This is a genomic window from Nostoc sp. CCY 9925, assembly GCF_963920935.1.
Taxonomy (GTDB): domain Bacteria; phylum Cyanobacteriota; class Cyanobacteriia; order Cyanobacteriales; family Nostocaceae; genus Nostoc.
In genome coordinates, this window is the sequence record NZ_CAWUDO010000080.1 from 24,277 (window position 1) to 39,648 (window position 15,372).

Consider the following 15,372-nt stretch of genomic DNA (forward strand, 5'->3'; position numbering starts at 1 on the left):
TAATACTGAAGCTATACCTTTAATTTCATGGTCACTTTTTTCTCGCTGCTTTTGACGAGTCACTGCATCAATGCCTGAAAAGCCTAACTTCTGAACATTCACATGATAACTGTGAAGTTTTATAACTAGTTGTGGAATTCAGGGACTTTTGATTCCGAGAAGTAAGCGGAGGTTTAACTCTAGAATGGATTAGAGGCAGCCAAAGCTTAATTATTGGCAGTGAAAAATGAGTTGTCTTGAATCTCTCAAGTCGAACAAATGATTATCTTAGTCAAAAATGAGAAAATAAAAACTATTGATGTTGTTCAGTACGGAAAGTAGGGGTAGTATTTGCTAGCCAATTTTGAAAGAGGTGTTTTAAAACTTGCTCTCGACTTTCACTGAATTCAGCAGGGAAGCGCTTCTCAATTCTGAGAATGTGATAACCCAGTTTTGTTTGTATTGGCCCAATCGCCTCGCCTTCTTTTGCTTGAGAAATAGCTTGTACAATCTCTGGCATTAATTCTGATAGAAAGCGAACGCCAACAAAACCACCATTTTGTTTAGACTGTTTACCTTTGGAATACTCTAGTGCTAAAGCACAGAAGGATTCATTTGATTCTTGAATTGCATAAGTTACTTTTTTAGCTTCTGTTAGGTCGCTCACTAGAATCTGAGATAGGGCAACACGTTCATAATGTTGACGATTACTCAAATAATGACCATCAATTGCATCTCCAAACAGATGTTCTTTTAACTTTTTTGTAAGTAATTCTAATCTGATACCCTTAGACCAATCTTCTACAGTAATTCGTTGTTGTTGTAGCCAAGCCAAGGTTTCAGGAACTCCTATTAATTTGTGTTCGAGCCGAAATGCATCTCCGGCTGTTTGCAATTCCTCATCACTAACAGTCAAACCAAGCTGTTGACAGATATTTAAAATAAATACATGACCTTCAGCTAAAACTGCATATTCAGCTATTTTGTGAGAATAGCGCAGGTAAGCAATCACATCTTCATCTGTTGCTGGAGCAATTTCTGGCACGGACACTAATTTTATGTTTTCTAAAGTTTCTGTCATTGTTTTGTTCTCTTGTAAAAGTTGAGTAGATGAAATTATTGGCGTTTAACTGCGCTAAATGAGCTTTTCTGGGGGAATTTCGGGAATTGTTAGTTGTTTGCGATGTAAATCGCCGTAAAGATTCATGTATTCAACTTCAGCAGTCGTTAGCTTACCTTGCTGAACGCCTGCGATCGCCGCATCAATTTCTTCGCGTCGGGTCAAACCTGTTAAGCAAACATCAACACAGTTCTGCGTTAATGAGTATCGGTATAAGTCAGGAACAGTAGGTTGCCAGCATTTTTCAGGTAAACCAACTGGAACATCCCAAAGTGGGCCTGAGTGAGAACCTGTAGACTTGAAGGTGACGATACCTGGTCGAGAAGGGTCTTGCACATCCAATTGATTAAATACCTGATTCTGAGCAGACCGATGAGCAACATTGTGTCTGACCATAACTACATCCAATAGGTCGCTATACAAGTACTGTTGCGCCAAATTAATATCGTGAAACGAAGCACCAATGTATCGGACGGCTCCCATTTTCTTGAGTCTTTCGGAAGCACCAAACATTCTTTCAATGGTGCGCTGATAGACGCTATTGTTACCTCTTAAATCAGGAGAAAGCTGCAAGCAATTTTGTAAAGTTGACCCATCGTTAGAACCAATCCAGCCCCAGAACAACACATCAATATAATCAATATTTAGCTCTACGAATTGATCTAATAAAGCAGCTAGCGCCATTTCTGGACTTTTGATATAAGTCACGGTTGCGAGTACCACTTTCTCTCGGACTGAGGAGCCGCGACTACACATCTGGCGCAGCGCCCCAGACATTGAACTGTAAATATAGTGGTGCAAATCGCTAGAGTAAAAAAAGTAGTTAATTCCACGCTCAAAAGCGTAAAGGGTATCTTCACTTGAGATGCTACCACCACCACCCAAGCCGAGACAGCTGACTGTTAAATCAGTTCGTCCTAGTTTGCGGTAAAACGCTAAGTCAGACTCTGGGAATTTATTTGTGACATGACTAACTTTGCTGGCTGAGGCTACTTGAGGCGATGCAAGATCGGTTAGTTTCATTGGTCTAACGGGGTATATATGTCTTCCGAGTTGGCATTCAGATAAGAACGTTGCCAGTCAATTCCTAGCAGCGAGAAGTGCTGATAGATAGATTCCATCCGTTTGTGAGGCGATTCATCACCTTTTTGTCGAGCTTCTAGTAAGCCATTGGCAACAATTTGACAGCGATTCATCCCAAAACTCTCTACAGCAGTAAATTTGCAATCTGGTTCTTCTGCTAAAGCAAGTCCAGGCGCAAGTAATTTTGTAAATAGGGGTACTTCTGTGCGGAAATGCGTAGGCGAAGCCCGCCGTAGGCATCGCTTTTCTGCATAAACGCTTTTTAGCACTTGCCGGACTATTTCATAATTACTTTTCTTAAAGTAGAGAACTCCACTGTCATAGCGTCCGTAATCAGAAGGGTTGTATAGCACTTTAAAGGTGAAAGGAATTCTAATTTGGTTTAATTGCTGTGTCAGGCTTTCCATGACAGCAACTGCACCTTCAGGTGTCAAGTTAAAGTAAACTCTGACTGTTTGAGGATGAGTGTCTGGGCCAGCATCGCTTACCGCCATATAAAATCCGTTTTGAACTAAATTATGAGGCATACGGATAGCGACTAAGTTGCCTACAGATGCGGAATGTTCGGCAGGTTGTAAATGGCGATCGCGTTCAATATGCAAAGTCAAACCGCCTTTGGTGACAGCGAGACTCCTATCATTTTCTTGCCGCAACACAGACCAACCAGGGTCAAAGTAGCCTTCACCAAGATTACTTTTGTGTAGGCGATCGTAAAACTCTAGGTCTACTCCCAGAAAAGTATTGTTTTCTAAATTCTGATGCAGTGCTAAGTTATCTGAACTTGCATCTGCTTCTAGGGCAGCTTGCATAGAGCCGTTGTAATAGATACCGTAGAGAAAACTTTGCAGTTGTAGACTCAGATACTTATTTTGAAGCTCCAAAGGTATTCGTTGAAAACGAGTTACTACCTCAGCAGGAATTTCAAAAGGTTTGTAAGCTGGATGGCTAATACAAAAATTGGGCTTTATTTGAACATTGTTCGCTATGTCTTGCAGAGAATCTAGCACACGAGTTGATAATGATCTTTGAGGAGAATCTAGTAGTTGCATAATGTTTTAGTTAAACAAGAAAAAAGTAGTACCGCTTCGCGCAATTACGAATTACGAATTACGAATCAATACGGTTCAGTTAAGGCTAAAACCTTTGTAAAAATTAGTGTTTTTTAACAAACCGCAGAGGCGCAGAGGACACATAGAGAAGAAAAAATGCTTAACTGAACTGTATTGAATTACGAATTAAGAATTAGTATAAGTTCAGTTTCTGCCATTCCAAAAACTGTTGAGATTGATTGTTCTGGACGACACAACAAAGTTTTGGCAACCTGAAGCATACAGATACCCATATTCCCAAAGGATTTTTGATGCTGAATCATTGCCTGAATTTGTTGAATCAATGCAAGACCAGAAAACTGCACAACTCGTTTTAAAAAATCAGGGCGATGCTCTAAAATTTCTGGAAAATTCGCCAAATAAGTTTTAGTCAAAGCTGCAATTGAAGGTTGAAGTTGTTCGAGTGGTGTCATTGCTAATCGCAAAGATTCTTCGACACCAATAGACTTACTCACAACTAAGCTATTGAGCCAGAGTTGTAGATAACTGGCGATGAGCATTCCTAAATCAAATGCAGGATCTCCCCAAGCGCCTCGCTCCCAATCAATGAGTCGAATAACACTGTTCGTTGATTTCTCTAGGACTTCTTCCCAATTGTTATGTAAGAGGATATTGTTTAACTTCAGGTCGTGATGCGTTAGACAGCAAGGTAGAGATTCATTGATGAGTTGTACGATCGCTTTTCCAAGGCTGTCGTAACGTTGATAAAGAGCAAAGAATTTCAGTCCATCGGCGGGAACCTGACCGAAAACTTCCGGACTAATCCGTTCTAGGCCAAGATTAAAGTTAAAAGCTTGTTTAATAGATGTATACTCAGATGTTTGTGAGAAAAATTCTTGATACTTTTGACAGTTGAATGTAGCGCGATGAATTGTAGCTAAAGTTGCGCTGATTGAGGTGGCGATCGCAGTTGGAAAAACATTTTCTTTTGTGTAGAACTCAGCTAAATCACAATAGTTATTGAGGTAGTTAAAAACAATCACAGAATGCTCTGCATTAAAATGTAAAGCTTCTGAAAGCATTAGGCGGATGTAACTAAGTTCAGGATTTTGTTGAAAGAACTGATGAATTCGCCATTCACTCAAAAATTCACCCGCAGTTTTCCCTTCTCCATTGTGACGCTCCTGTTTGACGAGGAGTTGGCGATCATTTTGCAAACTTAATAATAAATTAAAGTTTTTGGCAGCCTTTAGCTCAACTTGCTTTAAAGTCTGCTCTTGCTGAAAAGATAGCTTCTGCTCAAGTAAATACTCGAAAACGTTTTCAGAACTTAATAAAAAGGTCACAACTAAAACTCCCTTGAAATTTATTACACAAGGCTCATTGCATAGATAATTTTTTTTAAACTTTATTAGCTTTAATCTGCTAGTAGCGTGGCAAGACTAAAATGTTGCATCAGGTGTAGCGACTGCCTTAAAAGTCAAGCGAAACCCAACATTTCAAGAATATTAGATCTCATACTTCGATCCAACCGACAAAATCTATTGCTGATTGCAGAAATTATCTACTCACCATCTGCTACACTGCTTTCATTGTACTGTCGCCATCTACACCTGAATATTTGGCGTTGCTGAATTGGTAATAATTTAGATACCTCAAAAACTGATTCTATTGTTCCAAAACCATTACTTTCGAGCAACGCCTCCTACATTACTACTACCACGATCCTTTCTTTTTAGAATAAATAAACACAGGAGTGGAAAACGTGAAAATAAGAGTAGGAAGAGAGGTTCCACCTTTATTAACAGTAAGTTCCTCTTCAGACAAATTATCGATAAAGCTCTCTTTATCTGATAACAAGTCATAGCCAGCAGGACGTAAATCCAAAATATTGATAGTAGCCATTTTAGTTTTCCTCTTAAATGAAATTGCTTAAAATCGAATTAGCTGTAAATTGCTTTGTTACAGGTTAGTTAGCTTTTATTGTTTTTGCGTAATTCCTGTCTTAAGTACTGTACGTGTTGTACAAATTCGTTATATTCTTGGGAGACAGGAATACAGAAAGGACTAAAAAAATAAATCAATCCACCCTGAATGTTGAGTTCTTCTTCAGATAAGTCGTTCATGAACTCAGAATTAGATAAGAGTTCATAACTAGCAGAATGCAATTTAGAATCATAGCCAGGAGGATTCAAATCAGCAATTTGAATGTTAGCCATTAGTTTCTTATTCTTAGATTTTTGAAATACACGTAATAGGCTTTCTTTACACATCATATGCAGGTTTGGGTGGGCAAAGCCCACCCAACATTACTTTTGAGTAACGCTGAATTATTACCTAACCTTTTCCTCCAAAAGCTTCAATTAACGGCCCTACTATCAGGGTTGATATAGCTACTATAGAGACGCTAGCGGCAACTCGTTGCCAGCGTCTATAACCACCATAGATAGCATCAACTTCGTTATCATTTAACTCATTCATGTAGCCTTCAGAATCAGAAAATAGATCGGACCCAGTAGGACGCAAATCGGAAATATTGATCGTAGCCATTGAATTTTTCCTATTAGATGAAGTTGTTGTCTAATTGGATTAGCTGTGTATTGCCTAATCACATTTCAATCTTCGGAGATTCAATCTATAATTTCAAGACTTAAAAGCTTGTTTCTTATGCATAATTCAATGACTTATGTTTTAATTATTCAAATATTTAATATTTAAAAATAAAAGTACTTTTATCTGAAAAATTACAGTGCAGTAGCGCGTTACTACTGCTAATCATCTAATTTCAAACTAAAGCTATGTTTTTTGTTGTAGATGGTGCTGTTTTTAGTTTGTCACACCACCAAAGCCTATAAAGCCTGACTTCTGACCATTCATCTGATTATTGTAAAGCTTTGTAACGAGATGTGGAATTCCCGGAGTTTTGATTCAGAGAAGTAACAGAGGTTCTCAGGAAATATCCAGATTAATTTCTATCTGGGCATTCCAAGTTATACCAGGAGGAATTGCTGTGGACAAGCAAGGTCTATATTTAACAGCGTTTCAGCATAAGCTTTTGCTCAAGAGTCTAGAAGCAGATTTACGTCCAGAATATCGCCGTCGCATCGAAATCATGTTATTGGCAGATGCAGGCCAATCTCAGACTCAAATTTGTGAAGCTTTAGGATGTTCTCAGGAAACGGCACGGCACTGGATGACGATCGCCCAAACAGGTGAAGCTCATCATTGGAGCGATCGCCCGATGGGTCGTCCCAAAGCTGTGAATGAGCAATATCTAGCTCGTTTGCAAGAACTGGCAAGCCATAGTCCGCGTGAGTATGGCTATTCATTTGAACGCTGGACAGGACAATGGTTAAGCAAGCATCTGACAAAAGAGATGGGGATGAAAGTTAGCGCTTGCCACATTAACCGCTTGCTCAAAGAAATGGGGCTTTCGACTCGACAGACACGTAAAGCTGCCGAAAAAGAAACTGACAACGCAAAAAATTCTCGGATTACTATTGGCAACCTGTCACCAAATCCAGAGCCGGATTTTCGCTGGTCATTGAATTTCGCTAAGACCAGTAACTAATTCTGCCGTTAAACTCGCAACAAATCATGGTTCAGAACAAAACAGAATTTTCTACTCAACAGCTTGCCCAAACTCTGGGTCAGACTCTTACACAACAGGAATTTTCAGACTGCATTAAACAAATTGAAATTCTCCAGCCAAGTGCAGGCAAACTGTTCTGGCAGACAGCAGACGCAAGCGTTGGCATTTATATAATTCTGGCAGGTAAAGTCAGATTGCTTGATCGCACCGATAATTTAATCGCCTCCCTGAGTACAGGAACATCATTCGGTGAACTAACGCTATTTCCAGAAGAACAATTTCAACCTTACGCTGCTAGGGCTTCGGTAAATCTCAAAGTTGGTTATATTTCAGGAAATTGTTTGCGATCGCTTATCCGCAAATATCCCTCCATTGGTCAGCATCTTCACCACCAAGCTGTACTTTGGGATTTACTGCTGTTATTTCGCCAAAATGCTGCCCTGAATAATGCTGTCAAGGAAGGTGTCATGCAAATCCAACCACTCCTAGAGCAGCACAATCTCCAAATTAACAAACTTCCATCTTCTTTACTCAAAGACCAGGAACTCTGGATACTGCGTCGCGGCGAACTATTGCACGCATCAGGACTCAAACTCACTGCTGGCAATATTTATGCCATATCTGGGTTACCCAAAGAACGTGGTTGGCAGGTAACTCAACCAACGCAACTATACACCCTCAGCCGTTCGCATTGGCAAACAGCACTGCAATACTTACCACAACTGGCTGAACTCGATGCGAACAACCACCCAGTTCCAGCATTTGAGCCTGTAATTTTTTCCCAACCTCCCATTGAGCCAAAAAACCAGTTCCAGAAAAAAATTAATAAAGCCTACTTCCCTACCCCAACTGTAAAAATCGGTCATCTATGGCAACGTATCACTCAACGCTATCCTTTCTTTGAACAGCAAAGTGCAACTGACTGCGGTGCGGCTTGCTTAGTGATGATTGGTCGCTACTGGGGTAAACGTTTTAGCGTCAATCGCCTGCGGGACATTGCCAACGTTGACCGAAATGGGTCATCGCTGCGAGGTTTAGCAGCCGCAGCAGAAAGCATCGGGTTTTCGACTCGACCTGTAAAAGCTAGCCTGGATAAACTTGCCCAGCAAAGCCTCCCGGCTATTGTGCATTGGGAAGGCCAACATTACATTGTTGTTTACGAAGTTAGAGGCGATCGCGTTCTTGTTGGAGATCCTGCGATTGGTCAGCGTACTCTCTCTCATCCAGAATTTACAGCAGGTTGGACTGGCTATACTTTATTACTCCAACCGACAGCTTTACTCAGAGAAACAAAAGAAGCTAACACTCCTTTCTGGCAGTTTTTTGAATTAACTAAACCTCACTGGCTGGTGTTATTGGAAGTATTTATTGCTTCTATTCTCATTCAAATTTTTGGTCTGATTACACCATTATTTACGCAATTATTGTTAGACCGGGTAGTTGTGCAACGCAGTGACTTAACATTAACGGCTGTAGGTATAGGCTTGGTCATATTTAGCCTTTTTAGAGTTGCCATAACTGGGCTGCGGCAATACCTTTTAGACCACACAGCTAATCGAGTAGATCTAGCCTTGATTGTAGGTTTTATTAGCCATACTTTCCGTTTACCTCTGAAATATTTCGAGTCTCGCTACGTTGGCGATATTATTTCTCGCGTACAGGAAAATCGTAAAATTCAACGTTTCTTAACTGGTGAAGCACTATCTATTTTTCTTGATTTACTAACAGTATTCGTCTATGTAGGATTGATGTTCTGGTATAGCTGGAAGATGGCATTATTGACCTTAGTGATTGTGCCGCCATTCGTTTTATTGGCGCTGATTGCTACACCTTTCTTACAACGTGTTTCTCGCGAGATTTTTGGCGCACATAATGAAGAAACTGGGTATTTGATTCAGTCTCTTACTGGTATCCGCACGATTAAGTCTATGGCAGTAGAGCAAACAGTACGCTGGCATTGGGAAGAACTTTTTGGTAAGTCAGTGAAAAAGACTTTTTCTGGCCAGGTAATTGGCAATACGTTGCAAATATTTAGCTCTGGAATTGAAGCTGTAGTCACCGCAGCATTATTATGGTTTGGGGCGTGGCAAGTGATTCAGAATGAACTCACAATTGGGCAACTGATTGCTTTTAATATGTTGCTGGGTAATGTGATTAATCCCTTTCAAAGGCTGATTTTACTGTGGAATGAGTTGCAAGAAGTACTAATTGCTGTTGAGCGGATTAATGATGTAATTGATGCTGAACCAGAAGAAGATTTACAACACCAATCTCATCAATCTTTACCAGCAATTAATGGTTACATTCGCTTTGATAAAGTTACTTTCCGCTATCATTCGGAAAGCGATATAAACACCTTAGAAAACATCAGTTTTGAAGTCCAACCGGGACAGACGATCGCACTTGTAGGACGCAGTGGTTCGGGAAAGACAACAATTTCTAAGCTGATATTGGGGCTGTATCTGCCCACACAAGGGAAGATTTTGATTGATGGTTATGATATCACCAGTTTGTCACTGCGATCGCTCCGCCAGCAAATTGGTGTAGTCGATCAAGATACCTTTTTATTTGGCAGTACGATTCGAGAAAACATTTCTTTAGGTCATCCCGAAGCTTCTTTAGAAGAAGTTATAGAAGCCGCAAAACAAGCAGGGGCACATCAATTTATTAAAGAACTGCCGATGGGCTACGAAACCCTGATTGGTGAAGGGGGAGGAACCCTTTCTGGCGGACAAAGACAACGGTTAGCGATCGCCCGCGCCCTTGTAGGAAATCCCCGACTACTAATTTTAGATGAAGCTACCAGCAGTCTTGATGCTGAATCTGAACGCATTATTCAGACTAATCTCAACACAATTCTCCAAGATAGAACAACAGTAGTGATTGCACATCGCCTTTCAACAGTACGCAATGTCGACAAAATTTTGGTACTAGATAAAGGCTTGTTAGTTGAAAGTGGTACACATGAGCAATTAATGGTTAAACGCGGTCACTATTTCTACCTCAATCAACAACAACTGACTGTAGCAATTTGAATCAATTTTTTTGCGTTCATTAATTAGAAAACCAACAATGACAAACGAATTTCCGACACAAGAGCAATTGAATCAGAATGGTCACTATTCTAGTAGCCACCTAGACTTAAAACCTCACTCAAAATCTTCTACATCTGTGAGCGAAGATTGGTCTTCTTTAACCAAAGAACTAATTAATACATTGCCACAAGTTTGGACACGCGGATTGCTATATTGGCTAGTAATATTTGCGGCGATCGTTTTACCTTGGGCGATGCTATCTAAAGTAGACGAAACAGGTAGTGCTAGAGGAAGACTTGAACCTCAAGGCAGAACTTTAAGGTTGGATGCACCTGTTACCGGAAAAGTTATAGCTATCAAGGTTAAAGAAGGACAAAATGTCAAAGCTGGACAAGTTTTACTGGAATTGGAATCAGATTTAACTCGTACTGAACTACAACAAACCCAGTCCAAGCTAGAAGGTCAACAAAATCGCCTAAATCAACTTCAGTTATTAAAAAATCAACTAACAATGTCTTTACGCACTCAGCAATTACAAAATCAGGCTCAAGAGTCTGAACAACTTGCTCAACTTGACCAAATTCAGCAACGGTTTAATTCCAGCAAACAAGTATATGTACTAGAAAAAAATCGCCTGAAATTAGCTAAAAATGAAAGACAACGTTATCAATATCTTTGGCAAAAAGGCGCTATTTCTAAAAGTAAATTAGAAGAAATAGAAGGCGCTATGTTTGAACGCCAGGGACTTTTAGAACAAGCTCAATCAGATATCCAACAAGCTACTACCGAAATTACCAAACAACAAAGTACCAATCAACGCATTACTCGTACAGGTGAACTAGCACTTTTAGATAGCCAAAAACAAATTAAAGAACTTGAATCTCAAATTATCGATGTACTATCAGAAATTAACCAAACTAAAAAACAAATTCAGTCTTTGCAATTTCAAGTACAACAGCAAACTCTTTGCGCTCCCACTGATGGCACAATTTTTCAGTTATCTATAAATAATGCCGGAGCAGTTATACAACCAGGGCAAATGGTTACTCAAATTGCACCTCAAGGAGTACCTTTAATCTTTAGAGCCGAAATGCCTAGTCAAGAAAGTGGTTTTCTCAGTGTAGGAATGCCTGTAAAACTGAAATTTGATGCTTATCCTTTTCAAGATTATGGAGTAGCTGAAGGCAAACTTCGCTGGATTTCACCAGACTCTAAAGTTGTAGAGACTTCCCAAGGTAAGGTAGAAAACTTTGAACTAGAAATAGAATTGCCAAAAACTTATATCCAAACTAAAAATAAACGTATTTTATTAACACCCGGTCAAACTGCAACTGCTGAGGTAATTGTTCGGAAGCGTCGCATTATTGATTTCGTGCTAGATCCATTTAAAAAATTGCAGAAAGGCGGTTTAGAACTTTAGAAAACGTCGAGTAAAAATCATTTTTTCTCAAGAGTTAATTTATGTCAGAATTTCTTGCTGTTTCCCAAGATGAAATTATTCATGAAATCAAACTTACGTGCCAAATACCTACTATTGTTAAGAGTATTATCAGCCGTAAGATTATTATAGATGCAGCGCAAGAAGCAGGTATAAAAGTTGAAACAGAAGAACTTCAAGAAGCCGCAGATAGCTTACGGATAATGAACAAGCTTGAGAACGCTGAAGCTACTTGGTCTTGGCTACAAAAACACAGTCTTTCTTTAGATGACTTGGAAGAATTAGTTTATTATAATGTTCTCTCCTCAAAGTTAGCAGAACATTTATTTGCCGATAAAGTTGAACAGTTCTTTGTTGAACATCATTTAGATTATATTCAAGTAATCATGTATGAAGTTATCTTTGATGATTTAGACTTGGCAATGGAAATGTTTTACGCAATTCAAGAGGGTGAGATTAGTTTTCTGGAAGTTGCCCGCCAATATATCCACGATGAAGAGATACGTCGATGTGGAGGATATAAGGGAATACTAAGCCGCATAAATTTAAAACCAGAAATATCAACAGCTGTGTTTGCAACAACTCCACCCCAGCTTCTTAAACCAATTGTTACCTCTAAAGGAGTACATTTAATTAATGTTGAGGAAATTATTATACTCCAATTAAATAAAAATTTACATTTAAAGATTCTTTCTCATCTATTTTCAGAATGGCTGAAACAGAAATTTGAGTAAACCAAATTTCGATGCAAGGATGTCTACCGAATTTAACTATATTTAACTATTTGTGGTATGACACATCATGAAAAGGCCTCAAGTAGCCAACTGCTAATTTCTAGCCAAGATAACCGCGATCTACGTGACAAGGGCGGGTGTTGGGGAAGGGTTAATAACAGCCTTCTGTAGCTTCTAGCCCAAGAACGGGTTTCGTACTTTTTCAAACCCATTGAAATGAGAGAAACCCAAGGCTGATGTAAACTGATAGCTTTGATTATGGTTGTACTCACAGCTTAAAACCCCCGGCTACGAGCTTAGTGGTGCAGAAAAGTCCTGAAGAGTTGATATATGGGGAATATCACAGTGAGACAAGAGTGACAGAGTGGAGGAGGACATGGGATGCTCAAGTTTCCACACAAAAAGTCATCCGATATGTCAATCCCCCAACTTTATCGTCAACTGCAAGCTCAACTAAGTCAATGGATTTGTCCGCAAGACCAACGACATCTGCAAGTATTTTGTGAAAATATCGCCGCAATTTTACAAGCTCAAAGCGCCTGTCTGAGCCATTGGCTGCCCTATCTGAGTCATCGGGATTGCAAAGCTCGCAGCCAGATGGAACGCTTAAACTACTTTGTCCATAATCCCAAAATCACTGCCGAGACCTTCTATTTTCCTCTGTTGCAGCAGTTTTTGAGTTCTTGGAAGGGTATGGCAATGACGCTGACGCTCGATACTAGCGTATTATGGGATCAATATTGTCTGATTGAGGTTTGTTTGATTTGGGGTGGACGATCAATTCCACTCGGTCAAACAGTGTTGGAGCATGGTAGTGCCCAGGGCAAACGCATCTAAATTACTCTTGATCACAACGAAGGTTAAAAACCAACGAAAAAATCAGGATTTCGCGCTTGATTATTTTTTAAGCCCCAAAGCGATCGCCTAAAATTTTCGCAATAAGCAAGAGTTAATGACATTAATTTTAGTTCTATTGAGAATAGACTTTGCTTGTTGACATGATGCGGCCGCCCTGTGGTAGTGCCAGCGTGGGCTTTGAGGACTACTGCCCCGTGTTAGAAACGACGTTACGGCTGCTGCCGCCAGAATGTCAGGTGACGTTGTTAGCGGATCGAGGATTTGAACATGGTGCATTGATCAGGTGGTTACGGGAGCATCAATGGTCGTGGTCTATCCGGGCGAAATCGGATTTGAACATTACCCTCTCCAATGGTCAAACGGTTGCGGTTGCGGACTTGCTTCCTCAAGAGGGCGAAGCTCATCTGTTTCGAGAAGTCAACGTTTTGCAGGACATTAAGTGTCATCTCGCCACCGCTCATTTAGCCCTGGCAGGTGAACCTTGGGCTGTCCTCTCCGATGTGCCGCCGTCCTTACAGACTTTTGAGGTCTATGGTCAGCGATTTGGCGGCATTGAGCCACATTTCAAGGATTATAAGTCCGCCGCTTTTGAACTTATCCGCTCCCACTTGCGCGACCCTCAAGCGCTGAATTGTTTGTTGATGCTGCTAGCTGCTGCCACCTTGATTGCTATTGCTGTTGCAGTGGTGGTCGTCGGTGAAGGTCGGCGCAAAATGCTCGATTGGCATAGTCAACGGGGATTGAGTTTCTTACAATTAGGATTGCGCGAGATTAAACGCCTGTGTTATCAACATCTCCCCATTCCTACTTTACCCGCCTTACCTCAAAAGAGTCCTCTGTCTGCCTCTGCTTCCCTCAAAAAACGCGCGCACGTCGAGACACGAATTGAGTTCTCACGTGTCACGGTTTTCTCAACCTGAGACTCCAGAAAGTTTTCTGCACCACTAAGCTGCAACAGTCTCTGCCACAACCGTGTGTACCTCTGCTGGTCATCTGTGGTTCTTACAGCAAGGGATATCGCTTTCTTAGACCCGACTACAATTGCCAATTTCCTTGCACGAGTCAGCCCAGTATAAAACAGATTACGACTCAACATTATGAAGTGCTGCATATACAGTGGCAGTATCACTACTGGATACTCTGAGCCTTGGCTTTTATGGATTGAAACGGCGAACGCCAACGTAATCTCATTCAAATCGGCATAATCGTAAACCACATCTCGTCCACCGTAGTCCACTGTAAGCTCTTGTTCTTCTGTGTCGATACTTAGGATGGTTCCCAAGTCTCCGTTAAATACTTCGCGGTTGTAATCATTAGTTTGTTGGATAACGCGATCGCCCTCCCGCAGAATCATTCCCCCTCGGTTAATCTCTACCTTTCCCGGCGCTGGCGGATTGATTAACTGCTGCAAAACAGTATTCAGGTTGCGTGTTCCTACCAAAGAACGTGACATCGGAGACAGCACTTGCACATCCGTGGCTGGATTAAAACCAAGCCGTGGAATGAACTCACTCACCAACTCACAAATTGCCTGTACGCCATGCTCCGGCTGATGACCTCCACCATGCCACAGGCAATCTGACACTGGATTGTCGCTAATTGGCTCCATTGTGGGGTAATCGCAAGAGTTGATTTGGTGGGCGGCAATGACAATTGCGCTCTGCTGGGCTTGGCGGAATACTTGCGTTAATCGTACTACTGGTACTCGAAGAGAATTGATCAGGTCAGCCAACACTTTCCCCGGGCCAACTGATGGCAATTGGTCGATATCACCTACTAATAATAGTTGCGCTCCTTGTGCCACAGCTTTCACCAACGAATGTGCCAGGAAGAGGTCGAGCATCGATGCTTCATCAGCGATAATTGCGTTGTGTGGCAACGGATTTTCATCGTCGCGCTTGAAGCCCATTGTTTTCGGGTCAAATTCTAGCAAACGGTGTATGGTTTTCGCCTCAAGTTGGGTCATTTCTGATAACCGTTGTGCTGCCCTTCCCGTTGGTGCTGCCAGGGCGATTGTTTTACCCATCGCCTTCCACAAGCTAACTATAGTGTGGGTTGTGAATGTTTTTCCCACTCCCGGCCCACCCGTGAGTACCATTACGGGAGAATATGCTGCCTTCTCTACTGCTTGCTGCTGTTGTGGGGATAGCTGGATTTTGCGAGTGGTTGTAAAACGCTCTATCCAAGCACGAACACGCGGCATATCCTGTACTATCGGCTGGCTTAACCGTCGAGATATCATCTGCGCCAAATTCATTTCTGTGTGGAAGAACGTTGGCTTATAACAGAGTAATAGTTTCTCTCCATAATCGTCCCGGACGATTTCTTTAATTAATTCTTGTCTGATGCCCATATCTTTGATAGTGTCAGCGATCGCGTCTTGGGTTGGCTGATGGTCATCAGTTACCAACAATTTTGTGACTTTCTCAATTAAGTAAATGGGCGTGAAAATTTACCGCTATGTAACAAAACATTAACCAGGAA

General features: G+C 41.1%; 12 protein-coding genes and 3 pseudogenes. 6 read left to right on the plus strand and 9 right to left on the minus strand.

Annotation, left to right across the window (positions count from 1 at the left end; all coding sequences use genetic code 11):
* Positions 1 to 292 precede the first annotated feature (292 nt).
* The 7 genes from ACM0OY_RS29570 to ACM0OY_RS29600 form a co-directional block, all read right to left on the minus strand.
* Positions 293 to 1,060 carry a peptidylprolyl isomerase gene (locus ACM0OY_RS29570; RefSeq protein WP_414572344.1) on the minus strand — a complete coding sequence of 256 codons (768 nt, stop codon included), beginning with the start codon at positions 1,058 to 1,060 and terminating at the stop codon, positions 293 to 295.
* A 54-nt stretch (positions 1,061 to 1,114) separates the two neighbouring features.
* A complete protein-coding gene (locus ACM0OY_RS29575; RefSeq protein ID WP_414572345.1) occupies positions 1,115 to 2,122 on the minus strand; it encodes an aldo/keto reductase in 1,008 nt (335 codons plus the stop codon).
* Entirely contained in the window at positions 2,119 to 3,231 is a 1,113-nt protein-coding gene (locus tag ACM0OY_RS29580; protein WP_414572346.1) for a T3SS effector HopA1 family protein, read from the minus strand. The genes ACM0OY_RS29575 and ACM0OY_RS29580 overlap by 4 nt, the downstream gene beginning before the upstream one ends.
* A 179-nt stretch (positions 3,232 to 3,410) precedes the next feature.
* Positions 3,411 to 4,577 carry a phosphotransferase family protein gene (locus ACM0OY_RS29585; protein ID WP_414572347.1) on the minus strand — a complete coding sequence of 389 codons (1,167 nt, stop codon included), beginning with the start codon at positions 4,575 to 4,577 and terminating at the stop codon, positions 3,411 to 3,413.
* A 370-nt stretch (positions 4,578 to 4,947) separates the two neighbouring features.
* On the minus strand, positions 4,948 to 5,136 hold the full coding sequence (locus ACM0OY_RS29590; protein WP_414572348.1) for a hypothetical protein: 189 nt from the start codon (positions 5,134 to 5,136) through the stop codon (positions 4,948 to 4,950).
* 68 nt (positions 5,137 to 5,204) lie between these two features.
* On the minus strand, positions 5,205 to 5,450 hold the full coding sequence (locus ACM0OY_RS29595) for a hypothetical protein (protein WP_414572349.1): 246 nt from the start codon (positions 5,448 to 5,450) through the stop codon (positions 5,205 to 5,207).
* 118 nt (positions 5,451 to 5,568) lie between these two features.
* Entirely contained in the window at positions 5,569 to 5,781 is a 213-nt protein-coding gene (locus ACM0OY_RS29600; protein WP_414572350.1) for a hypothetical protein, read from the minus strand.
* 460 nt (positions 5,782 to 6,241) lie between these two features.
* Here ACM0OY_RS29600 and ACM0OY_RS29605 point away from each other — a divergent pair, with 460 nt between their 5' ends.
* From ACM0OY_RS29605 to ACM0OY_RS29620, 4 genes are read left to right on the plus strand one after another with little or no spacing between them, the layout of a single operon-like run.
* Positions 6,242 to 6,802 (plus strand): helix-turn-helix domain-containing protein, encoded by a 561-nt coding sequence (locus ACM0OY_RS29605; RefSeq protein ID WP_414572351.1) that lies wholly within the window; start codon positions 6,242 to 6,244, stop codon positions 6,800 to 6,802.
* A 26-nt stretch (positions 6,803 to 6,828) separates the two neighbouring features.
* Complete coding sequence (locus ACM0OY_RS29610; protein ID WP_414572353.1) at positions 6,829 to 9,858, plus strand: peptidase domain-containing ABC transporter; 3,030 nt, start codon at positions 6,829 to 6,831, stop codon at positions 9,856 to 9,858.
* 37 nt (positions 9,859 to 9,895) lie between these two features.
* Positions 9,896 to 11,278 (plus strand): HlyD family efflux transporter periplasmic adaptor subunit, encoded by a 1,383-nt coding sequence (locus ACM0OY_RS29615; RefSeq protein WP_414572354.1) that lies wholly within the window; start codon positions 9,896 to 9,898, stop codon positions 11,276 to 11,278.
* 41 nt (positions 11,279 to 11,319) lie between these two features.
* On the plus strand, positions 11,320 to 12,030 hold the full coding sequence (locus ACM0OY_RS29620) for a peptidylprolyl isomerase (RefSeq protein WP_414572355.1): 711 nt from the start codon (positions 11,320 to 11,322) through the stop codon (positions 12,028 to 12,030).
* A 65-nt stretch (positions 12,031 to 12,095) separates the two neighbouring features.
* Here ACM0OY_RS29620 and ACM0OY_RS29625 read toward each other — a convergent pair whose 3' ends face one another.
* Complete coding sequence (locus tag ACM0OY_RS29625; protein ID WP_414572356.1) at positions 12,096 to 12,302, minus strand: hypothetical protein; 207 nt, start codon at positions 12,300 to 12,302, stop codon at positions 12,096 to 12,098.
* A gap of 142 nt (positions 12,303 to 12,444) precedes the next feature.
* Between ACM0OY_RS29625 and ACM0OY_RS29630 the strand changes: the two are divergent.
* Positions 12,445 to 12,849: pseudogene (locus ACM0OY_RS29630) on the plus strand (IS4 family transposase); the annotation flags it as partial.
* 197 nt (positions 12,850 to 13,046) lie between these two features.
* Positions 13,047 to 13,808, plus strand: a pseudogene (locus ACM0OY_RS29635) (transposase); the annotation flags it as partial.
* A gap of 29 nt (positions 13,809 to 13,837) precedes the next feature.
* On the opposite strand, the pseudogene ACM0OY_RS29640 reads toward ACM0OY_RS29635, so the two are convergent.
* A pseudogene (locus tag ACM0OY_RS29640) lies at positions 13,838 to 15,322 on the minus strand (ATP-dependent DNA helicase); the annotation flags it as partial.
* Between the last annotated feature and the right edge of the window lie 50 nt (positions 15,323 to 15,372).